Here is a 20535-nt window from a genome sequence, read left to right on the forward strand (position 1 = left end):
AGCGCCGGCTCAGTCGTCGAGCGCAACGATGCGGCCGTCCTCGGTGACGACGAGCACCTCGTCGGTCCCGTCGCCGGTCACGTCGGCGAACAGCGGTCCCGCGTACACCACCGCGGCGCCGACGTTCCCCTGGGCGATCGCCTCGCCGCTGGGGTTCAGCGCGAGCACGTCGCCCTCCCGATTCACCGCGACGGGCCCGGCTCCGGCGTCCGCGCTGACGTTGCCGACGCCCGGGGCGTTCACGCGCGTGTCGCCCCCGTACTGCTGTTTCCAGACGACCTCACCGTCGAGGAGGTCGACCGCCCAGACGCTGCGCACGCCGCCGACGTGGATCCGACCGCGGTCGGCGTCGCCGACGGCGACGGGGAGGTCCTGGAGTCCGACCTCGTACCTGCCGGAGCCGTCAGAGGCCTCGATCGTCTCCAGGTTCCCGTTCGTCCCGCCGAGCGCGATGACGGGGCCGTCCCGCGTGTCGGCCGCGTTCCAGCTCAGCGGCGTGACGGACGGGGTCGTCGTCCAGCGAGCGTCGCCGGTCGCGTCGAGCAGACGCACCGTGGTCTCCTCGTCGCCGACGGTCGCGACCGCGACGCCGCGCGGCGCCTCGGCGTCGTCTCCTTCCCCGTCCCCGAAGCCGACGATCAGCGGCCGCCGGTCGACCGACGCGTCGAGGGTCGTCTCGAACACGGTGTCCCCCGCTCCGTCGACGGCGACGACGCGACCGTCGGCCGTGGCCGCGGCGACCTCGGCCCGCCCGTCGCCGGTGAGATCGCCGATCGCCGGGCGCAGCCCGCCCGGGCCGCCGAGGTCGACGGTGAACCGCGTCGCGCCGTCCGCCGCGTCGAGGACGACGAGCGACCCGGACTCCGTCGTGAACGCGACGACCGCATCGCCGTCGAGCGTCCCAGAGGCGAGATCGCTCACGTCGGGCGGGTCGCCGTCGGCCGCACCGCCGTCGGCCGCGTCCCCGCCGGTCGCGCCGGGAGGCCCGACGGCGGAGAGGGGCGTTCGCCACTCGACGTCTCCGCCGACGGCGGTCGCGCGGACGGCCCGCTCGCCGTCCTCGACCGTCGACTGGAGGACCAGCGAGTCGCCGTCCATGGTGGCGACGACCGCGCCGCTCCCGTCGTCGCCGGCGACGGGCTCCGTCTCCCACACGACCTCCGACTCCACCGCGGCGTCGTCGATGCCGACGAACGCGAACAGGGCGACCCCGACGCCGGTCGCGCCGCCGGCGAGGAGGATCAGGCTCGCGAACAGAACGCGACGGTCCATTGCCACCGAGTTCGGTCGTCCCGGTGATACGACTGTCGGATGCGGCGGGCGGAAGGGGGTGGCGAACGACGGGGCGGGAGGAGGACTACAGCAGGGTGGCGACGTTGTCCGCGTGGCCCGGGTCGACGAGCTCTCGGAGGGCGTCCGGGTCGCGCTCGCCGTTCGCGTTGACGAGGTAGGTGGCGCCGTCGCGGTCGCCGTACGCCCCGTGGAAGTCGTACACGAAGCCGTACACGTCGGCGTCGGCGGCGGTCTCGGTCCCGCGGGCGACCGCGACCTGCTCGTGGACGTTGTACTCGACGAGGCGGTTGCGGAGGCTCGCGCCGCCGTTCGCGGCCGCGTTCCCGTCATCGTTCGCGGCCGCGTTCCCGTCGCCGACCGCCGCGAGCCCCGACTCCACGATCGGCTCGAGCTCCGCCACGTCCGCTCGGACGCCCGGCTCCTCGGGGACGGCGCCGTCGCGGACCGCGGCGAGGGCGGCGCCGACCGCGCCGCACCCGGTGTGGCCGACGACGGCGAGCACGCCCGTGTCCGCGTGAGCGAGCGGGTAGGCGACGCTCCCCGAGAGCACGCGCTCGCCGTCGACGACGTCGCTCACGCGGTTCCCGATGTTGCCCGCGGTGAAGAGGAATCCCGGCCGGTCGACCGACCACATCCCCTCCTGTGACACGCGAGAGTCCGAACAGCAGACGGAGACGACGGGCGGTCGCTGCCCGTCGCGCCGGGCGGCGAGCTCGCCGGCGGCGGCGGAACCGACGTGATCGTCGTTCCCGTCGAGGAGTTCGGCGAGGAGTTCGCGGGTCATACGCCGAAACTCCGCGCGTGCGTTCAAAAAGGGGCCGGACCGGAGGGGGACCGACTGGAGTGGTCCGGACCGGAGGGGGACCGACTGAACAGGATCGGACCGAGATGAGCCGATCGGGTCAGATCACGAGCCCGACGATCTGAACCAGGAATCCGAGGACGAACACCGCGAGCAGCGCGATCGTCGCGACCACGACGGCCGGGGCGAGGGCCTCCTCGTTCTGGTCGAGGACGACGCTTTCCATGTCTCTCATACAAACCGCGTCGTCGCCGCGGGGTTTGAACGCTTCGCTCGCGTCCCGAGACGGAGGGCTCCGCCGCCGCCCGGGCCGCTGTCGGATCGGCATCGGATCGACGCCACGGCGGACCTCCCCTCGCCGAAGAGAACTTTCTTTTACCTCTCGCCGGACCGTCCGAGTGGATGAACACGGAGGGCGACGACTCGCCGGACGGAGCGGAGGTGTCGATGTCGAACCGTGACGCGGTCGACGGCGCGGATACCGCCGACGCGTTCGCGGGCCGGGACGGCGACCGGTCGGGCGACGCCGAGACCGGCGCCATCGCGGTCGTCTGCGGGCTGCCCGGCGTCGGCAAGACGACGGTCGCCCGGCGGGTCGCCGCCCACGTCGACGGCGAGGTCCTCCGCACGGACGTGATCCGCAAGGAGCTGTTCGGGGACCCGGAGTACACCGACGCGGAGACCGAGGCGGTGTACGCGGAGCTGATCGACCGGGCCCGCGAGCGCGCCGCCGACGGGGACGCCGTCGTCCTCGACGCCACGTTCGCCGACGCCCGCTTCCGCGCCGACGCCCGGGAGGCGGGCGAGCGGGCGGCCGGCTCGTTCGACCTCGTGGAGGTCGAGTGCGACGAGGCAGTCGTCGAGCGCCGGATCGAGCGCCGCGACGGGATCAGCGACGCCGACTTCGACGTCTACCTCCACTTCAGGGACGCCTTCGATCGGATCGAGGCGGACCACGTGACCGTCGACAACTCGGGCGACGAGGCGGAGACGTTCGCGCAGGTCGACGCGGCGTTCGGCGGCCCGTCCGGTCGCGACGGATGAGCGACGGAGGCGCCGATCGACCCCCGGCTCGCGACTCCCGCCACCTCGACTCGTGCTAGCGATTCGCACGGCGAACGCGCACACGCGTCTCCCATCACTTATACCGGCGAGTGCACTACGGACTGTATGAGCGAAGAATCCGGGCGTCGGAACCTCCGAATGCCCTCGGACGACGAAGTGTTCGCCGTAGTGACCGAGCACCTCGGCGGGAACCACGTCCGCCTGCGCTGCGTCGACGGCGAGACGCGACTGGGTCGGATCCCCGGCCGCATGAAGTACCGGACGTGGATCAGCGAGGGCGACGTCGTGCTCGCGGAGCCGTGGTCGTGGCAGGACGAGAAGGCGAACGTCGAGTGGCGGTACAGCGACGAGGACGCGGACCAGCTGCGGCGCGAAGGACACATCCAGTAGTCGTTTTCGACGCGGTGTGCGGTGCCGTTCTCCGAACTCCTCGACCCGTAGCGGCCCGCGCGGACCGATCTGACGTCTCAGCGGCGCCGTCGCGTTGCGGAGAGCGAAACCCTATGTAGCTCCCCCGTGGCGTTCGACCATGTTCGCCGGCGCGTCGACCGGGACGCTCGTGGTGTTCGGGCTGATAGCCGCCGCGCTGGTGCTGTTCGTCACGGAGGCGATACCTAACGACGTCACCGCGATCGGGATCGTCGTCGCGCTGGCGGCGCTGGAGCCGTGGACGGGGGTGAGCTCTCGGGGCGCGATCTCCGGGTTCGCCAACACCGCGACGGTCACCATCGTCGCGATGTACATGCTGAGCGCCGGGATCAACGCCACGGGACTCGTGGAGCGGCTCGGGGTTCGACTGGCGGCGGCGACCCGCGGCAGCGAGACGCGCGCGCTCGCCGCGACCGTGCTGACCACGGGGCCGATCGCGGGGTTCGTCAACAACACGCCGGTCGTCGCCGTCTTCATCCCGATGATCACCGACCTCGCCGACGAGAGCGGGGTGTCGCCGTCGAAGCTTCTCATGCCGCTGTCGTACGCCGCGATCCTCGGCGGGACGCTCACCCTCATCGGCACGTCGACCAATCTCTTAGCGAGCGAGTTCGCGGCCACCCTGCTCCCCCGCGGCCCGATCGGGATGTTCGAGTTCTCCGCGCTCGGGGTCGTCGTCCTCGCCGTCGGAACGGCTTACCTGCTGACGGTCGGCCGGCGGCTCACTCCGGCGCGGATCCCCGCGAACGCCGACCTCGTCGAGGAGTTCGACCTCGACGAGTTCCTGACGCACGTCCGCGTCCCGCCCGGAAGCGACTCGCTCGGGACCCCCGTGTCCGACCTCGCCGAGCGGACCGCGGCCGGCGCGACCGTCCTCCAGCTCCGGCGGGACGGGACGGGCTCGCTCGCGGTCGGCTCCGACCGTCGACTCCGCTCCGGCGACGTGCTCGTCGTACACGGGACGCCCGAGTCGGTCGAGTCCCTCCGTGCGGAGCGCGACCTCCGAACGCTCGGCGACCGAGAGGTGACGGACGAGACGCTCGCGAACGCGACGACCGACAGCGTCCTCGACAAGGCGCTCGTCCCCGAGACCTCGACGTTCGTCGGCGAGACGCTCGCGGAGACCCGTCTCCGAGAGGTGTACGATACGAGGGTGCTCGCGATCCGGCGGGAGGGAGAGCTGCTCCGCACCGGGCTCGACGACGTCGAGCTCGCGGTCGGCGACCTCCTGCTCGTCCGGACGACTCCGGAGTCCGCGGCCCACTTCGCGGAGTCCGGCGACCTCGTCAGCGTCGACGCCGAGGGGTTGGACCGCCTGATCGACGCGGACGTCGACGCGGTCGCGCCGCTGTCGCCGCGGACCCCCGTCGCGGTCGGGATCATGGTCGGCGTCGTGATGGCGGCCGCCCTCGGCGTCCTCCCGGTAGTCATCGCCGCGCTCGCCGGCGTGTTCCTGATGGTCGTCACCGGCTGTCTCACGCCGTCGGACGCCTACGGGGCGGTCTCGTGGAACGTGATCTTCCTGCTCGCCGGCGTGATCCCCCTCGGACTGGCGATGGAGCGGACCGGCGGGGCGGCCCTGATCGCGGAGGGGCTGGTGGCGACCGGCGCGGTCCTCCCGACCGTCGCGGTGTTGCTGCTGTTCTCGCTGGTGACGGGGGTCCTCGCGAACGTCATCACGCCGGTGGCGACGGTCGTGTTGATGATCCCGATCGCCGTGGACGCGGCCGCGAGACTCGGCGCGAACGGGTTCGCGTTCCTGCTCGTCGTGACGTTCGCGTCGGCGACCTCCTTCTCGACGCCGGTGGGGTACCAGACGAACCTGATGGTGTACGGCCCCGGCGGCTACGAGTTCGCCGACTTCGTCCGGGTCGGGGGACCGCTGCAGCTCCTCCTGGCGGTCGTGACCACCGCCGGCGTGACGCTGCTGTGGGGCGTGTAGCCGCGGTCGCGGCCGACCGAGTCGATCAGGCGAACAACAGGAGGATCACGGCGACGAACAGCAGCTCGCCGCCGACGAGGAGGACCGCGACGAGCCAGTAACGGTAGGTCCAGAGCCACTCGGCCGCCCGGTTCCACCGCCCCGAGAGTCGGTCCGTCTCGGCGGCGTCGCTCTCGTCCTCGCCGCGCTCCCCGACGTACGCCTCGTCGAGGCGCCAGCCCTCCTCCGTGTCGTACGTCGCGGGGACCCGCGTCCCGACCACCTCGTCGACGTCGAGCGGCGAGACGCCCGCGGCGTCGAGGAACGCGAGGAACGCCTCCGACTCCGCCAGCGACCCGTCCCGCGGCGCCGGGAACCGCTCGACGTGGGTCGTTCCCCCGTGGGGCGGTCGGAGTTCGACGACGACGCGCCTCCCCGTCGACCGCACCGCGGTCACGACGAGGACGCTCTCCTCGTCGTTGAGATACGCCTCTCGGAGGCGACGCTGCACCTCGTCATCGACGGCGCCCGTCGGCGGACTCGGCGAGTCGTCGACCGTCGCGTCCGGCGAGTCGTCGATCGGTTCCGTCACCTCGCCGTCCGCGTCGACCGACGTCTCGGCGGCGCGCCCGTCCTCGGCGGGGTCGTCGGGCATTCGATCGGCGATTGGCGACGCGCGCTCATAAGCCCGCGGCAGCCGCGAGGGGAAGCGGCTTCGCGAGGCCCCGTCGCGGTCCCGCGCGGCCGCGAAATCGTCCGGAAACCGTTTGAACGTCGGCGCCCACTCTGGGGTATGCGCGAAGTGACCCTCCGGATCCGCCACCGCGGCGGGCCGGAGTCCGAGGTGAGCGCTCGCCACCCGGAGGTGACGATGCGGTCCGTCTCGTCGATGACCGGTCGGGGGAGCGAGCGGAAGCGGATCGTGGAGCTCCGCGGGCCGACCGCGGAGATCGAGTCGTTCGTCGACGAGTTCCGCGCGGCCGCCGACGTCGTCGAGGCGGAGCCGCTGTCGCCGGTCACCGGCGACCACGCGTACGTCGCGGTGGTGATCGACGGCGACGGGTGGGACGGGATCCGCGAGCGGTTCTCGGAGATGGGGATCCACTACCGGACCGGGACGACCATCGCCGGCGGAATCGAGCGGTGGACGGTGTACATCGAGGCCGACGACGACCTCGCGGCGGTGCTCCGCGAGCTGGAGCGCGGCGGCAACGACGTCGAGCTCGCGCGCAACGTCGAGCTAGCGTCGATCGAGCGCCCCCCGGGACTGCCGGCGTCGGGCATCCTCGACGGGCTCACGCCGAGACAGCGAGAGGTCCTCGCGACGGCGATCGCGGTCGGCTACTACGACCACGGGGGCGGCGTGGGGGTCGAGGACGTCGCCGACGAGCTCGGGCTCGGGTCGACGACGGTGTGGGAGCACCTCTCCCGGGCGGAGTCGACGGTGATGAACGCCCTCTTCGACCGGTTCGAAGGGCGGACAGATCAGACCCGTCGCGAGAGCGGCGCGACGGCGGAAGGCGAACGAAGCGCGGAAGGCGAGTGAAGCGGCGGAAGGCGAACGAAGCGCGGAAGACGAGAGAACCGAACGACGGCGCCCTCCGAGCAACGCTTTTGTAGCTACGGCGACCAGCGACGGGTATGACCGAGGGTTCGGTGTCCGTTCCGACCGAGCAGTACGAGCGGCTCGCGGCGCTCGCGGCCGCCCGCGGCGTGACGCCCGAGACCCAGCTCTCCCGCCTCATCGACGACGCCTACGAGGGGCTCGACGGCGACGCGGAGCCGCCGGAGTCGCTCCCGCTCGGCGTCTCCGCGCCCGACGACGAGGAGTGAGGCCGTCTCGGCGGCGCGGGACGCCCCGCGGGCCGATCACTTCCACTCTTCGGCGTCCTCCGCGGCCTGGAGTTCGCCCTTCGCCCGCCTCGGGGCCCGGCGCAGCGTCAGCGCCAGCACGGCGAGGTAGAACCCGCCGACGATCGCGAGCACGAACGCGCCCGGGACCGCGCCGATCGCCGCGGTCGCGACGACGCCGCTCCCGGACGGCGTGAACACCGTGAGCCGGACGACCCACGCGGCGATGAGGACGGTGAGGAGCGGGGCGTACACCCGATAGAGGCGCCGGGACATCGCCTCGACGGTCGGGGTCTTGATCGTCGGCTCGCGGAGGTCCTCGCTCAGGAGCTTCCGCCAGTTCGACTGCTCGACGCCCTCCGGATCGAGCGCGTTCGCGAACACGTTCTCCTCCAGCAGCCGGACGCGGGACCGCCAGACGTCGAACATGCGGTAGCGGCGGGTCTCGATCCCGAGGAAGACGCTGAGCATCACGAGTCCGATGAGCAGCACGTAGTGGGGGCGCGACTCGCTGGAGAAGGTCCACGTGAGCAGCGAGGCCGTCACCACGACCGCCCAGTTCGTCGTCCGGTCGATACGAGTCCGCCACGAACCCGTCCGTCCGAGCTCGCCGCGGTAGGTGTGGGCCATGAGCGAGAGGAGGTCGGAGCGGTCGCCGGCGGCCTCGGCGGCGACTTCGCGCTCCTCCCGCGACCCGGGATCGAAGTCCTCCGGTGGCTCGGACATACGTCCCCGTACCGGGTCCGAACGGGTAAACCCCGATGCGAGAGCGCGGTGCGGCGACGCCTCAGGCGGGGCCCGCCTTCGTCACTTCGACCTCGACGTCGGCGGGGTCGACGCCGATCCGGGCGAACTGCGTGCGGACGTGCTCCTCGGCCGCGTCGAGCGCGGCCGACTTGGTGTCGAACCCGCGGGGCATCGGCTCCTCGAAGGCGACGCGGATCTCCTCGCCGTCGACGGTGAGCGCCGAGCCGCCGCTCTCGACCTGGTAGAAGGAGTCGCACACCCAGACGTAGGGGGCGTCCTCGTCGGGCGCGCCCTTGTACGTCGGCGGGTCCTCGCCGCGCTCGAACACCGTTCCGGTGAGTTCGGTGCCCCCGCCGCTGCCGCGAACCAGTATCATACCACCGGTAGGGCCCCGACGCGGAAAAGGGGCCCGCGACGGGCGCGAGTCGCCCGAGACGCCCGGGACGCCCGACGCGACGCGGAGGGGGAAACGCTTTCGGCGTGGCGACCGCTGATTCGTCCATGACGCTGGAGGACTTCACCGAGTTCACCGACGACGAGGGCGATGGCGGGGGAGACGCCGCCGAAGAGCCCGAAGACTCCGGCTCGCCGGACGCCGCCGCCGGCGACGCCGACGACGCGCCCGGAGCGGAGGGGGCGGCCCCGGGAGGCGCGGCGACCGGTGACGGCGGTCGCGCGATGGCCGCGGGGAGCGAGGGCGACGAGGCGGACGACGCCGGGTTCGCCGCGTACGACGTGGAGCCGGCGGGCGAGGACGTCGGGCTCGGCGTCGTCTCCGTCTCGCAGGGGCTCCGCGTCGCCGAGGAGGACGACGAGACGACGCTGAAGGCGTTCGTCACGACGGGGAACCGCGAGGCGGTCCGGCTCGGGAAGTACCTCCTCGTGCCGTACCCGGACGGCGAGCGGCTGTTCTGCCGGATCACGGGGCTGGAGTACGCCCAGGAGTTCCGCTCCGACGACGCCACCGAGATCCACGCGCGCCGGCAGATGCGCCGCGACGACTTCGCCGAGCGCGACTACAAGTTCATGGCCGAGCTGGAGCCGATGTCGGTCGTCTACGGCGAGGGCGACGAGATGAAGCGCCGGATGACCGACCGGGTGCCGAAGCCGGGCGCGGTCGTCGAGGAGGCGTCCGACGACGCCGAGATCAAGACCGGGCTGAAGATCCCCGAGGACGGCGTCTTCCTCGGCCACCTCTCCGTCGGCGGCGAGAAGGTCCGGACGGCGGCCGAGCCGCCCACCGTCGACTACCGGGTGAAGGACGACTACGCCGACGGCGACCCGCTCGCGTTCCGGCACACCCTCGTCGCCGGCGGGACCGGGTCGGGGAAGACCCACGCCTCCAAGAACGTCCTCCGGCAGTACCTCGACTCGGACCGCACCTACCCGACCGGCGACGGCCGGGAGTCGCGGATGGCGGTCGTCCAGTTCGACCCGCAGGACGAGTACGCGCAGATGCACGACGACAACCCCGACCTCGACGCCGACTTCGCTCGACGGCTGGACCGAGAGGGCATCGCTCACGGCGGCCACGACGACACCGTCGCGCTGGTGCCGCGGGTCGCGAACGCGACGTACCCCGGCGAGGGCCACCGCGCCGAGCGCGTCGAGTTCACCATCCCGTTCTCGCTCGCGCGGGACATGCCGTGGCTCGTCGCGGGCTCCGGGCTCAACGACAACCAGTACCCCGCGCTGTTGACCCTCCTCAACCGATTCTTCAACGATTACGGCGACTCGGGGACGTACAGCCAGTTCCTCTCGTACCTCGACGACCCGGCGCTGAAAGAGGAGCTCGACGAGAGCGGCCGGGTCCACGAGGCGACGTTCGACGCCGTGAAACGGCGGGTCCGGGCGGTCCCCGGCGGCGTCTTCGACCAGGACGCGAAGCCGATCACGGAGCTGGACCACACGCTCGTCCGGCCCGGCGGCCTCTCCGTGGTGCCCACCTATCACCTGCCGACCTCCCGGCAGAAGGAGATCGTCGTGCTCGCGGTCGCGGGGCTGCTCGTCGACGACAAGCTCTCGAACGACCCCGACAGCGACCGGATCGAGGAGACGCCCCTGCTGATCGGGATGGACGAGGCGCACAACTTCCTCGCGGACGCCGACAACGTGCAGGCCCGGAAGGTCGTCCAGAAGTTCACGGAGGCCGCCAAGCAGGGCCGGAAAGAGCGGCTCGGCCTCTTCCTGATCACGCAGGACCCCCAGGACGTCGCGGAGTCGGTTTTTAAACAGGTGAACACGAAGATCGTCCTCAACCTCGGCGACGAGGACGCCATCAGCAGCGTCAACATCCCCTCGAACCTCGCCGGCAAGGTCCCGTACATGGAGAAGGGGCAGATGGTGGTGTACTCGCCGGACAACTCGGAACCGGTGGAGCTGATCGGGCTCTCGAAGTGCGTGACGCGCCACGGCGAGTAGGCGAGCGGCGGCCGGGCGAGCTCGGCTTTCCGCCCGGCCGGATCCGCCGTCGCCCTTTTTCAAGCCGGACCGAGAAGCGCCGGTATGACCAAACGGATCCTGGTGGCGGTCGACGGCTCGGCGGAGGCGACCGAGGCGCTACGGTTCGCGGCCGAGGAATGGCCGGACGCCGACCTGACCGCGCTCCACGTGATCAACCCCGCGGACTCGACGACCGGCGCGGAGGGCGGGTTCCCGGGCGCGGTCGATCAGTGGTACGACAGCGCCAAGGGCCGCGGCGAGCGGATCCTCCGCGAGGCGACCGAGGCGGTGGACCGCGACGTCGACGCCAGACTGGAGGTCGGACGGCCGACCGCGACGATCCTCGCGGTCGCGGGCGGCGAGGCCGCCGTCGGCGACGAGGACGGGTCGGAGGGGACCGGGGAGCCGTTCGACCACGTCGTGCTCGCGAGTCGCGGCCGGACCGGGCTCTCGCGGATCCTGCTCGGTAGCGTCGCCGAGGCGGTCGTCCGCCGCGCCGAGGTGCCCGTGACGGTCGTGCGGTAGACGACGGAAACGCGGCTATCAGCGCGCGGACGCCCTCACTCCTCAGCGCGCTCGGCCTCGACGATCTCGCCGACGACGGTCCAACCCTCCTCGTCCGGTCCCGACCGGCCCAGCAGCACCGACTCGTGGTCCTCGGAGGTGATCAGTCGGAACTCGGCGTCGCCGTCGGCGTCGGTGCGAACCCCCTCGCCGCGGAACTCCCGTTGGAAGAACTCGGTAGAGGAGAACTCGAAGACGCCGGTCTCGCCGTCGTCGAGGGTGAGGCGGACCGGCCGCGGTTGGACGTTGTGGATCCGCTTCGCGATCGGGTGGAGATCGGGCATGGTCCCGAGTCGGCGCGGTGCGGAAATAAAACCGCGGTCCGTCCCCGAACCGCCACCGTACGCCTTTAAGTCCTTTCAACGCGTCTATATGTAGGATCACCAATGATATCCGCGTCACTCGACTACCTGCGCGACGGCGACGACGCCGTCGTGACCGTCCTGATCGGCGGCGTGCTCCTGCTCGCGAGCCCGCTCGTCGTCCCGTCGATCCTCGTGCTCGGCTACGTCTCCCGGGTCCTTCGGCGGACGGCCGACGGCGACGACGCGCCCCCGATCTTCGAAGAGTGGGGCGACCTGCTCGTCGAGGGAGCGAAGGCGTTCGCGGTCACGCTCGTCTACTCGCTGTTGCCGCTCCTCGTGTTCGCGGTCGCCGCGGTCTTCGGCGTCGGGGCGGCCGTGATCGGTTCGGGCGGGGGCGACGGTGGCCTGCTGGGCGGTCTGATCGGTGGCGCGCTCGCGCTGCTCCTCGCGCTCGCCGCGCTCGTCGTCTCGCTCGCCGGGCTGTACGTGACCCCCGCGGCGCTGGCCGCCGTCGCCGACTCCGGACGGGTCGGGGACGGGTTCGCGGTCGGGACGCTCTGGACCGTGGTCACGAAGCGGGCGTACGCGACCGGCTGGCTCACGGCCGCCGTCGTCGTCCTCGCGGGCGCGCTGGCCGTCGGCGTGCTCTCGGTCGTGCCGGTGCTCGGGACGATCGCGGGGCTGTTCGTCCAGTTCTACGCGCTCGTCGCCGCGGCCGCCGTCATCGGCTGGACGTGGGCCGACGTGCGGCCCGTCGCGGCCGAACCGACCGACACCGAGCCCGCGGAGCGGCCCGCGGTGTAGGCGGCTTCAACAACGGAACGAACGCATCGGAACGCAGCAAAAAGCGTCGACGGTCGCGTTACGCGTCGAGGACGTCGTCGTAGTCGCCGGCGTCGACGCGGTCGTCGAACGTCCGGGCGTCCTCGCCTTCGATGGTGACGCCGAGAGAGGCGCAGGTGCCGCCGACCTCCTTGGCGGCGTTTTTCACGTCGTACGAGAGCAGGTCGGTCGATTTCTGCTCGGCGACCTTCTTCACCTGTTCGATCGACATGTCCGCGACGAAGTCCTTCTGGGGCTCGCCGGAGCCCGTCTCGAACCCGGCCTCGTCTTTGATCAGCTCGGCCGTCGGCGGGACGCCGACCTCGATGGTGAACGAGCCGTCGTCGTCGTACTCCACCGTGACGGGGACCTCCATCCCGTCGAACGCGGCGGTTTCGTCGTTGATCTGCGCCACGACGTCCTGTACGTCCACCGGCGTCGGCCCGAGCTCGGGACCGAGCGGCGGGCCGGGGTTGGCCTGCCCGCCGGGGACGAGCGCTTCGATAGTTCCAGCCATGTCCGTACGAACCCGGTGACGACTTTTAACGGTTGTTCTTTCGGGTAGGGGGAGCCAGCGGTTCGCATACCTCGGACACCGAGCGGACGCGACGGGCACGTTCGCGAGACGCGAGCCGGGTCGAATCGGAGGCGGACGTCGCGAGCGGTCGCCGTCGGTGGCTGGTGCTTTTATAAGCGGCAGCGTTACGACTCCCGTATGGGCACCCACATCGTTCCGGTTGGTTTCGACTACGACCGCATGATCGCCCCGCTCATCCGGGACCAGTTCGACGTCGACCGGGTGATCCTCCTGGAGGGGACGGTCGGCAGCGAGGCCAACGTCGAGTACTCGCGGAACATCGCCCGGAAGCTCGAACAGGACTTCCGAAGCCTGCTCGGCGCCGAGACCGTCCGCGAGCGACTGACCGACGTGTACGACTACGACGCCGCCTTCGAGCGCGCCTTCGACCTGATCAACGCGGAGCTCGACCGGGACGGCGACGGCGCCGAGGAGCGCGAAGTGTGGGTGAACCTCTGTTCGATGCCCCGGCCGGTCTCGTTCGCGTTCGCGACCGCGGCCCACTCGATCATGGTCGAGCGGCAGGACGACCGCGACCGGATCCACACCTACTACACCGCCCCCGAGAAGTACCTCGAGACCGAGCTCGCGGAGGAGCTGCGCGCGAACCGCGACCTTCTGCGCGAGCTGGTCGAGAGCGACGCGGTCGACGGCGACGCGATCGACGACGGCCGCGTCGCCGACCGGCTCGAGACGACGACGGACCTGTTAGAGGAGTTCGACGAGCGTGGCACCACCATCGGCGCGAAGCGCATCGGCGACAGCCACGTGATCGAGCTGCCCGTCGCCTCCTTCCAGAACGTCAAGCCGTTCGAGGAGCTCGTGCTCTTCACCCTCGGCGAGCACGGCGAGTTCGCCTCCGTCTCGGAGCTGGCGGAGACGCTCGCGGCCGACCTCAACGAGGAGTACACCGACTCGTTCCGCTCGAAGGTGATCTACAACGTCGACCGGCTCGGCCCCGGCGGGAAGGGGTACATCGAACAGGAGGAGCGCGGGAAGTCCTACCGGACGACGCTCTCGCGGATCGGCCAGCTCTGGGTCCGAGCGCACGCGGACGAGGACCGAGAACTGGCGCGATAACTCGGGATTGCTGCGGTCGTGCTTCGAATCACGGCTGTTTATTTATAATCCGTTGCTGACGCGGTGAACGCCTCCAAAGCCCCAGCCGCTCGGTTATACACGGTTGACACCGTATCGGCGGGGAATACCTCCAAAGCCCCAGCCGCGAGGACGGCGCACGCTCGCTGCGCGCCTCACTCGGTCGCTCTCGCTCCCTCGTTGCGGTGCTTACGTCGTCATCAGAACGCTTTGCGTTCTGATTGGCTCACGAGAGCGGAGCTCTCGTGAACGCCTGCGCCGTCCTCGCGGCTGCCCCTTTGAGTCCCGCCCGTACAGCGACCGCACCTCACGCCTCCCCAGCCTCGCGGCTCCCTCCGGTCGCCGCGTCCCTCGCACGCGCTCCTCGTGGCCTCTCGGCCACTCGGAGGCGCGCGCCACCGCGGTTATTTAAATACGAAATCGAGCGCCTCTCGCCGATATCTCTACCACGTCGCCATCGGCGGTTCGAAGCCCCGCTCCCGCCGCGCTCCGCACGAGCGTCCCGCGTCACGATTCTGAGAGGGGGTGCCGTGACCGTCCCGTTTTTATTCGTGGGGCGGGGACGCTTACCCCATGACCTCGGCTCGGGATCCCGACGCTGACGCCTCCGACGCGGAGGCGCTCGACCGGGACGACTTCGGCTTCGCCGAGCCCGCCACCGACCAGTCGTTCGAGAACGCGCTGGCGAAGGCCCGCGACGGGACGCGGCTCACGGTCGACGACGCGACCGAACTGCTCGCGACCGGCACCGACCGGGCGGGGATCGACCCGGTCCGGAAGGAGGCCGTCCTCGAGGCCGCCGACCGCCGGCGCCGCGACGAGGTCGGCGACGAGGTGACGTTCGTCGCCAACCTCAACAACAACGTCACCACCGCCTGCAACACGGGCTGTCTGTTCTGCAACTTCAAGGACTCCGCGCACGCCTTCGAGGCCGACAGCGACGCGGACCACGCCGGGTTCACGAAGCCCCCCGCGGAGTCCCGGCGGATCGTCGAGGACGCCCTCGAGATGGGGATCTACGAGGTGTGTTCCGTCTCCGGGCTCCACCCCGCCCTGGCGCTGAACGAGGAGCACCACGAGCTCCTCGCCGGCTACGACGACCCCGAGAGCGCGGTGAACTACAAGCCGCCCGAGGCGTACGACACCGACCCGGGGACCTACGTCGAGCAGATCGAGGCGATGTCCGTCGGCGGGGTCCACCTCCACTCGATGACGCCGGAGGAGGCGTACCACGCCGCCCGCGGCACCGACTGGGAGTACGAGGCGGTGTACCGCGAACTGGCGGCCGCCGGCCTCGACTCGGCGCCCGGCACCGCCGCGGAGATCCTCGTCGACGAGGTGCGCGACGTGATCTGCCCGGGGAAGATCCGCACGGACGACTGGGTGGCGGCGATGGAGGGCGCGGTCGCGGCCGGCCTCGACGTCACCTCGACGATGATGTACGGCCACGTCGAGACGGTCGCGCACCGCGCGGAACATCTGAAGGTGATCCGGGATCTCCAGGACCGAACCGGCGGGATCACGGAGTTCGTCCCCCTCTCGTTCATTCATCAGAACACGCCGCTGTACCGCCACGGCGTCGTCGACTCCGGCCCCTCGCGCGACGAGGACGAGCTCGTGGTGGCGGTCGCGCGCCTCTTCTTAGACAACGTCGACCACGTACAGGCCTCGTGGGTGAAGTCGGGAGACGCCCACGGCCTGAAGCTGCTCAACTGCGGCGCCGACGACTTCATGGGCACCATCCTCTCGGAGGAGATCACGAAGCGCGCCGGCGGCGAGTACGGCGAGTACCGCTCGTTCGACGACTACGTCGAGATGATCGCGGCGATCGGTCGCACCCCGGTGGAGCGCTCCACCGACTACCGCACCCGGCGCCGGATCGACCCCGACGACGGCCCGCACGGCCCGCGGCTCGGACCCCGAGCCGACGGCTCTCCGATGCTGCCGGACCGGTCGTCCGACGGCCCGGGCTCGGGCGGCGAGTCGGTCGGGGCCGACGACTGAGGCGGGCGCCGGATGCGGCTCGCGCCTTTCGGCGCCTCTCAGCGGCCGGGAACCACCGGAATACTCTTCAGTGTGGTACGCGTTAGCACACCTAATATGCCCGCGTCAGACGTACCGACCCCCAATTCGGGGAGCGACGCCGAGGCCGAGGAGGGCGACGGCGACCGGGACCGCCCGGGGGTCGCGCTCACGCGCTCCGACGAGCGGGTGCTGGCGTACCTCGCCGACGCGGGGACCGACTACCCGGCGTTCGTCGCGAGCAACACGGGGCTGTACGTCGACCACGTCGAGTCGCGGCTGGACGCGCTCGAAGCGCTCGGACTCGTGGCCCGGGTCACCGGAGAGACGGTGTACCGGATCACGGACGACGGCCGCGACGCGCTCCGCGACGACTGCGCGCCGTGGTCGGACTGATCTTTAAGAGACGCGCCGACGAGAGGACCTACCGCCCGAGGTCCGCGTGCGCCGAGGAGAGGTGTCTGGAGCCGAGCGCCGCCAGCAGCGAGAGCTCGCCCGCGAGCGCGCCGACCGCGATCGCCTCGGCGAGCGCGTCCCCGTTGCTGCCGGCCGGGTCCCCCCCGCCGCGGACGCCGAGCACGTCGAGCCCGGCGGCCTGCGTCGGGAGCTTCGTCCCGCCGCCGACGGTGCCCACCTCGAGGCTCGCGAGCGACACGGAGCAGTAGAGGTCGCCGTCGGGCGTCGCCTCCGCGGTCGTGATCGCGTTCGCCCCCTCGACCACCTGCGCCTCGTCCTGTCCGGTCGCGAGGAACATCGCGGCGACCGCGTTGGCGACGTGGGCGTTGAAGCCGAGCCCGCCCGCCTTCGCGGAGCCGACGAGGTTCTTCCGGGTGTTGATCTCGGCGATCGCCTCGGGGGTCGTGTGGAGCCGGTCCTCGACGACCTCGCGGGGGACCTCGACGTCGGCGCTCACCGACCGGCCGCGCCCCTCGACCGCGTTGATCGCGGCGGGCTTCTTGTCCGAACAGAGGTTCCCGGAGAGCGCGACCAGGGCGGCGTCCGTCTCCGCCTCGACGACGTCGCACGCCTCCCGCGTCGCGATGGTGGCCATGTTCATCCCCATCGCGTCCTTCGTGTCGTAGCGGAACCGCAGGAAGACGTTGTTGCCGACGACGTACGGCGTCACGTCGAGCAGCTCGCCGTGACTCGTCGTCGACTCCGCGGCCTCCCGCAGCGCGTCCTCGCTGTCGCGGGCCCACGCGACGAGCGCCTCGGCCTCGGCGACGTCGGCGACGCGGAAGACGGGCGCGCGGGTCATCCCGCTCTTCGTCACCCGCGCGGTCGCCCCGCCGGCGTCGTTGACGACGGAGCAGCCGCGGTTGATCGAGGCGACCAAGGCGCCCTCCGTGGTCGCCAGCGGGAGGTAGCGCTCGCCGGCGAACGCGCCGCCGTCGACCGAGACGGGGCCGGCGACGCCCAGCGGCACCTGCACGGCGCCGATCATGTTCTCGATGTTCGAGCCGTGCGCGTCGGCGGCGTCGAACGCGTACTCGCCCAGCACGTCGACGTCGGCGTCCGCGGTCTCCGCGACGAGGCGCCTGCGGGCCGCCGCGGCCGTGTCGGCGTCGGCGTGCTCCTCGAGCTCGTGGAACCGGATCTCGCCGTCGCGGACGCGCGCCGCGAGCGACGCGGGAGTGGGGTCGGTCATGCCCGCGACTCCTCGCGGCGCGTGCTAATGGCTGTCGGTTTTCGGGGTCACCGATTCGTCTCCGGGCTCAGCGGTCGGCCTCGTCCAGCGCCGCCCACAGCTCCCCGAGCGTCGCCTCGTCGGCCGCGGCGACGTACAGGTCTCCCTCCCGCCGAATCGCGGCGCCGGCCTCGGCCGCGAGCAGCTCCGTGACCGCCCGCTCCTCCTCGTCCGGGTGGAACTGCACGAGCCCCTGGAGCCGGCCGCGGGCCAACAGGCCGGAGTGAACCGTCGGCGCCCAGCTGTCGAGCACGCGCTTGACGCGGTCGTCGAGCGCGTCACGGACCGCGTCGGCCTCGGCCGCGAGCGCCGGGTCGCGGGGCACGTCCCGACCGACGATCGTCGCGACCGTGGCGCCTGCGACGCCGCCCTCGCCGCCCGCAGCGACCCGCGCGTCGGCGGCCGTGACGCGCTCGCCGTCGTACCGGACGCCCTCGCCGGAGCGGGCGACGTACGTCTCGTCCGTCGCGGGTAGGTGGACCGCCGCGACGAGCGGCGCTCCGTCCCGGAGGACCGCGACCGACGACGCGAACGTCGGCAGGCCCGCGGCGAAGTCGTTGGTGCCGTCGAGGGGGTCGACGATCCACCGGTACGGTTCGCTGCCGGGGAACTCGCCCGCCTCCTCGGCGAACACCGCGTGCTCCGGGAACGCCCGGCGCACCACCGGGAGCATCCGCGATTCGGCCGCCACGTCGGCCGCCGCCTTCACGTCGTGGGCCCCGTACTCGGCCTCGGCGTCGCCGTCCCGGTACCGGGCGCGCAGCTCCGCGCCGCCGGCGAGGACGGCCGCCCGCGCGACCGCCTCGACCTGGTCGTGATCGGTCACGCGGCCCGGTTCGACGGGGGAACTGAAACGCGTTCCGGTGGCGGGCGCCGGGCGGACGAGGCGCCTACCGTCCGACGGACGAGCGGCCTACCGCCCGACGATCCCGGAGAGCCGCTCGCGGAGCGACTCGCCGCCGAGCTTGAGGTAGTAGGCGTCGCCGCCGTCCTCGTAGTAGTCGTCTATCCGCCGGACGACCTCGAAGCCGAGGTGCTCGTAGAAGCCGAGCGCGCGCTCGTTCGTCGTCCGAGCGTGACAGGTGACCGATCGGTGGTCCTCGGCGACGTCGGCGACGAGCCGTTCGGCGTGTCCTCGCCCCCGGTGGTCGGGATGGACGGCCAGAAAGAGGATGTACCCGTCGCGGCGGACCGAGGCGAACGCGACGAGCGCGTCGTTCTCGACGAGGAGGTGCGTCGTGGAGCGGCGGTAGGCGTCGGTGAAGAAGCCGCGTCGCTGTCGGAGGACCCCCTCCTCGGTCCGGATCCGTTCCTTGAGGTCCCACGCCGCGGCGGCGTGGTCGGACGTCCCGGGCGGATCCGTCCGTTTCTCCACGTTGACGCTCACTGCAAGGAGCTAACAGGCCAGCGGAATATAACTCCACCGCCACCGGGGAGGGTTGCGGTCGGGCGGGCTCGCGGTCTCGACGGACCCGTCCGACGACGGAAGCATTTTGGTCGAGTCGGCCGTGATGCCGATAATGGCTGTCGAGTCCCCGCCGGACCGCGGGCGCCTCAGGCGGGCGCTGCTGACCGGCGTCGCCGTCATCGTCCCCTCCGTCATCACGCTCGCGGTGCTGGGGTTCGTGTTCAACGCGATCTACGACTACCTCGACGCCTTCTCCACGGCGATCCTGCCGCTGTTGCCGCCGTCGACGCTCCCGGTCGACCGCGAGGTCGCCATCGAGGTCGCCACGCCGGTCGTGTTCGTCGGGACGATCCTCCTCATCGGCGTCGCCGTCGAGTCGACGCGGTACGGCGAGCGCGCGGTCGACTACGCCGACTACGCGATCGAGCAGATACCGGGCGTCGGCTCCGTTTACCAGGGGTTCCGACAGATGAGCGACGCCATGCTGGAGTCGGACGGCGGCAATTTCCGGGAGGTGGTCCTCGTCGAGTTCCCGACGAAAGACGTCTACACCCTCGCGTTCGTCACGAGCGAGACGCCGGACGCGGTCGCCGGCCCGACCGAGAGCGAGGAGATGCGGACGCTGTTCATGCCGATGGCTCCGAATCCGGTGATGGGAGGACACGTCCTGTTCGTCCCCGAGCGCCGCATCGTCGACGTCGACCTGAGCGTCGAGCAGGGGATCCGGGCGCTGGTGACGAGCGGCGTCGCCCTCGAACGCGCCGCGGCCGACGCCGAGGGCGTGTCGCCGGCGCAGGTCCGCGACGCCGGTCAGGGGGGCCGGATCGACTCGTACCACTCCTCGATGTCGGACGCCGCGAAGCGCCCGGACGAGGAGACCGACCGGACGAGCGGCGAGCGGAGCGACGACCGCGGCGGGCGGAGCGACGAGCGGATCGCGCCCGACGACGGCCCGGGTGACGAGCCGTGAGCTTCGCGCTCCGCGACCACACCGCCGACGTGGCGGTCGAGGCGACCGCGCCGACCCTGTCGGCGCTGTTCGAGGCGGTCGCCGACGGGCTCGCGGCCGCGAGCTGCGAGGAAGTCCCCGAGAGCGGCGACCGCTTCTCGCTGTCCGTGCGCGCCGAGAGCCGCGAGGCGCTGCTGTTCGACTACCTCGATCAGCTGATCTACGAGCGCGACGTGCGGCTCGTGCTTCCCGCCGACCACCGGTGTTCGGTCTCGGGGCCGGACGACTTCCCGGCGGACGGCGACGGTGCGGCGACGGACGACTTCCCGGCGGACGGCGACGATGCGGCGACGGACGCCCCCGACACGTGGACCGTCGACGCGACGGCCCGCGGGGTCCCGCTCGGCGACGTGGCGGCCCGCGAGATCAAGGCGGTCACCTACTCCGAGATGACGCTCGAACCCCGCGACGACGGCTGGTACGCGTACGTCGTATTCGACGTTTGAAGGGGATACAAACCCGAGCGGAAGAGATCCGGGAAAACGATTATGAG

The 20535-nt window shown here is 71.5% G+C and carries 24 protein-coding genes; 13 read left to right on the forward strand and 11 right to left on the reverse strand.

Annotated elements, in window-relative coordinates:
• Positions 1 to 9 precede the first annotated feature (9 nt).
• The 3 genes from B4V04_RS11125 to B4V04_RS11135 all read right to left on the reverse strand — a co-directional run bounded on the left by B4V04_RS11125 (position 10) and on the right by B4V04_RS11135 (position 2330).
• Complete coding sequence (locus tag B4V04_RS11125) at positions 10 to 1272, reverse strand: outer membrane protein assembly factor BamB family protein (RefSeq protein WP_498231634.1); 1263 nt, start codon at positions 1270 to 1272, stop codon at positions 10 to 12.
• A gap of 85 nt (positions 1273 to 1357) precedes the next feature.
• Positions 1358 to 2077 (reverse strand): carbonic anhydrase, encoded by a 720-nt coding sequence (locus B4V04_RS11130; protein ID WP_498231635.1) that lies wholly within the window; start codon positions 2075 to 2077, stop codon positions 1358 to 1360.
• Positions 2078 to 2195: 118 nt separating this feature from the next.
• A complete protein-coding gene (locus B4V04_RS11135; RefSeq protein ID WP_277752397.1) occupies positions 2196 to 2330 on the reverse strand; it encodes a hypothetical protein in 135 nt (44 codons plus the stop codon).
• 167 nt (positions 2331 to 2497) lie between these two features.
• Here B4V04_RS11135 and B4V04_RS11140 point away from each other — a divergent pair, with 167 nt between their 5' ends.
• The 3 genes from B4V04_RS11140 (at position 2498) to B4V04_RS11150 (ending at position 5531) form a co-directional block, all read left to right on the forward strand.
• Positions 2498 to 3139: a P-loop nucleotide/nucleoside kinase family protein gene (locus tag B4V04_RS11140; protein ID WP_498231636.1), complete on the forward strand. Its 642-nt coding sequence runs from the start codon at positions 2498 to 2500 to the stop codon at positions 3137 to 3139.
• Positions 3140 to 3265: 126 nt separating this feature from the next.
• Entirely contained in the window at positions 3266 to 3550 is a 285-nt protein-coding gene (locus B4V04_RS11145; RefSeq protein WP_144797820.1) for a translation initiation factor eIF-1A, read from the forward strand.
• A 139-nt stretch (positions 3551 to 3689) separates the two neighbouring features.
• Positions 3690 to 5531: an SLC13 family permease gene (locus tag B4V04_RS11150; protein ID WP_498231638.1), complete on the forward strand. Its 1842-nt coding sequence runs from the start codon at positions 3690 to 3692 to the stop codon at positions 5529 to 5531.
• A gap of 25 nt (positions 5532 to 5556) precedes the next feature.
• Here B4V04_RS11150 and B4V04_RS11155 read toward each other — a convergent pair whose 3' ends face one another.
• Positions 5557 to 6165, reverse strand: coding sequence for a hypothetical protein (locus tag B4V04_RS11155; RefSeq protein WP_498231639.1), 609 nt, complete (start codon positions 6163 to 6165; stop codon positions 5557 to 5559).
• Positions 6166 to 6303: 138 nt separating this feature from the next.
• Here B4V04_RS11155 and B4V04_RS11160 point away from each other — a divergent pair, with 138 nt between their 5' ends.
• Entirely contained in the window at positions 6304 to 7056 is a 753-nt protein-coding gene (locus tag B4V04_RS11160) for a helix-turn-helix domain-containing protein (RefSeq protein ID WP_498231640.1), read from the forward strand.
• A gap of 95 nt (positions 7057 to 7151) precedes the next feature.
• Complete coding sequence (locus B4V04_RS11165; protein ID WP_144797814.1) at positions 7152 to 7343, forward strand: hypothetical protein; 192 nt, start codon at positions 7152 to 7154, stop codon at positions 7341 to 7343.
• Positions 7344 to 7379: 36 nt separating this feature from the next.
• Here the strand turns inward: B4V04_RS11165 and B4V04_RS11170 are convergent, their stop codons facing one another.
• Together B4V04_RS11170 and B4V04_RS11175 are read right to left on the reverse strand one after the other, a co-directional pair.
• Positions 7380 to 8087, reverse strand: a complete 708-nt coding sequence (locus B4V04_RS11170) for a DUF2270 domain-containing protein (RefSeq protein WP_498231642.1) — start codon at positions 8085 to 8087, stop codon at positions 7380 to 7382.
• Positions 8088 to 8148: 61 nt separating this feature from the next.
• Complete coding sequence (locus tag B4V04_RS11175; protein WP_498231644.1) at positions 8149 to 8484, reverse strand: DUF7113 family protein; 336 nt, start codon at positions 8482 to 8484, stop codon at positions 8149 to 8151.
• A gap of 125 nt (positions 8485 to 8609) precedes the next feature.
• On the opposite strand from B4V04_RS11175, the gene B4V04_RS11180 reads away from it, so the two are divergent.
• Both B4V04_RS11180 and B4V04_RS11185 read left to right on the forward strand, forming a co-directional pair.
• Positions 8610 to 10529 (forward strand): ATP-binding protein, encoded by a 1920-nt coding sequence (locus B4V04_RS11180; protein WP_498231645.1) that lies wholly within the window; start codon positions 8610 to 8612, stop codon positions 10527 to 10529.
• 84 nt (positions 10530 to 10613) lie between these two features.
• Positions 10614 to 11075: a universal stress protein gene (locus B4V04_RS11185; protein ID WP_498231647.1), complete on the forward strand. Its 462-nt coding sequence runs from the start codon at positions 10614 to 10616 to the stop codon at positions 11073 to 11075.
• Positions 11076 to 11110: 35 nt separating this feature from the next.
• On the opposite strand, the gene B4V04_RS11190 is transcribed toward B4V04_RS11185, so the two are convergent.
• Complete coding sequence (locus B4V04_RS11190; RefSeq protein WP_498231649.1) at positions 11111 to 11398, reverse strand: DUF8072 family protein; 288 nt, start codon at positions 11396 to 11398, stop codon at positions 11111 to 11113.
• Between the two features lie 102 nt (positions 11399 to 11500).
• Between B4V04_RS11190 and B4V04_RS11195 the strand changes: the two genes are divergently transcribed.
• Positions 11501 to 12223, forward strand: a complete 723-nt coding sequence (locus B4V04_RS11195) for a DUF4013 domain-containing protein (protein ID WP_498231651.1) — start codon at positions 11501 to 11503, stop codon at positions 12221 to 12223.
• A 58-nt stretch (positions 12224 to 12281) separates the two neighbouring features.
• Here the strand turns inward: B4V04_RS11195 and B4V04_RS11200 are convergent, their stop codons facing one another.
• Positions 12282 to 12758, reverse strand: coding sequence for a 50S ribosomal protein L11 (locus B4V04_RS11200; protein WP_144797800.1), 477 nt, complete (start codon positions 12756 to 12758; stop codon positions 12282 to 12284).
• Between the two features lie 198 nt (positions 12759 to 12956).
• Between B4V04_RS11200 and B4V04_RS11205 the strand changes: the two genes are divergently transcribed.
• The 3 genes from B4V04_RS11205 (at position 12957) to B4V04_RS11215 (ending at position 16334) form a co-directional block, all read left to right on the forward strand.
• A complete protein-coding gene (locus tag B4V04_RS11205) occupies positions 12957 to 13898 on the forward strand; it encodes an HFX_2341 family transcriptional regulator (protein WP_498231653.1) in 942 nt (313 codons plus the stop codon).
• A 591-nt stretch (positions 13899 to 14489) separates the two neighbouring features.
• Positions 14490 to 15920, forward strand: a complete 1431-nt coding sequence (gene cofH / locus B4V04_RS11210; protein WP_498231655.1) for a 7,8-didemethyl-8-hydroxy-5-deazariboflavin synthase subunit CofH — start codon at positions 14490 to 14492, stop codon at positions 15918 to 15920.
• 96 nt (positions 15921 to 16016) lie between these two features.
• A complete protein-coding gene (locus tag B4V04_RS11215) occupies positions 16017 to 16334 on the forward strand; it encodes a DUF2250 domain-containing protein (RefSeq protein ID WP_498231656.1) in 318 nt (105 codons plus the stop codon).
• Positions 16335 to 16362: 28 nt separating this feature from the next.
• On the opposite strand, the gene hmgA is transcribed toward B4V04_RS11215, so the two are convergent.
• From hmgA to B4V04_RS11230, 3 genes are all read right to left on the reverse strand, one after another.
• Positions 16363 to 17586 carry a hydroxymethylglutaryl-CoA reductase (NADPH) gene (gene hmgA / locus B4V04_RS11220; RefSeq protein ID WP_498231658.1) on the reverse strand — a complete coding sequence of 408 codons (1224 nt, stop codon included), beginning with the start codon at positions 17584 to 17586 and terminating at the stop codon, positions 16363 to 16365.
• 67 nt (positions 17587 to 17653) lie between these two features.
• Complete coding sequence (locus B4V04_RS11225; RefSeq protein WP_498231660.1) at positions 17654 to 18451, reverse strand: inositol monophosphatase family protein; 798 nt, start codon at positions 18449 to 18451, stop codon at positions 17654 to 17656.
• Between the two features lie 87 nt (positions 18452 to 18538).
• Positions 18539 to 19012, reverse strand: coding sequence for a GNAT family N-acetyltransferase (locus tag B4V04_RS11230; RefSeq protein WP_144797788.1), 474 nt, complete (start codon positions 19010 to 19012; stop codon positions 18539 to 18541).
• A gap of 133 nt (positions 19013 to 19145) precedes the next feature.
• On the opposite strand from B4V04_RS11230, the gene B4V04_RS11235 reads away from it, so the two are divergent.
• A complete protein-coding gene (locus B4V04_RS11235; protein ID WP_498231662.1) occupies positions 19146 to 20003 on the forward strand; it encodes a DUF502 domain-containing protein in 858 nt (285 codons plus the stop codon).
• Positions 20000 to 20488 (forward strand): archease, encoded by a 489-nt coding sequence (locus tag B4V04_RS11240; RefSeq protein WP_498231664.1) that lies wholly within the window; start codon positions 20000 to 20002, stop codon positions 20486 to 20488. Before B4V04_RS11235 ends, B4V04_RS11240 begins: the two co-directional genes overlap by 4 nt.
• The last annotated feature ends 47 nt before the right edge of the window (positions 20489 to 20535 follow it).

Source organism: Halorubrum sp. B52 (assembly GCF_059752555.1).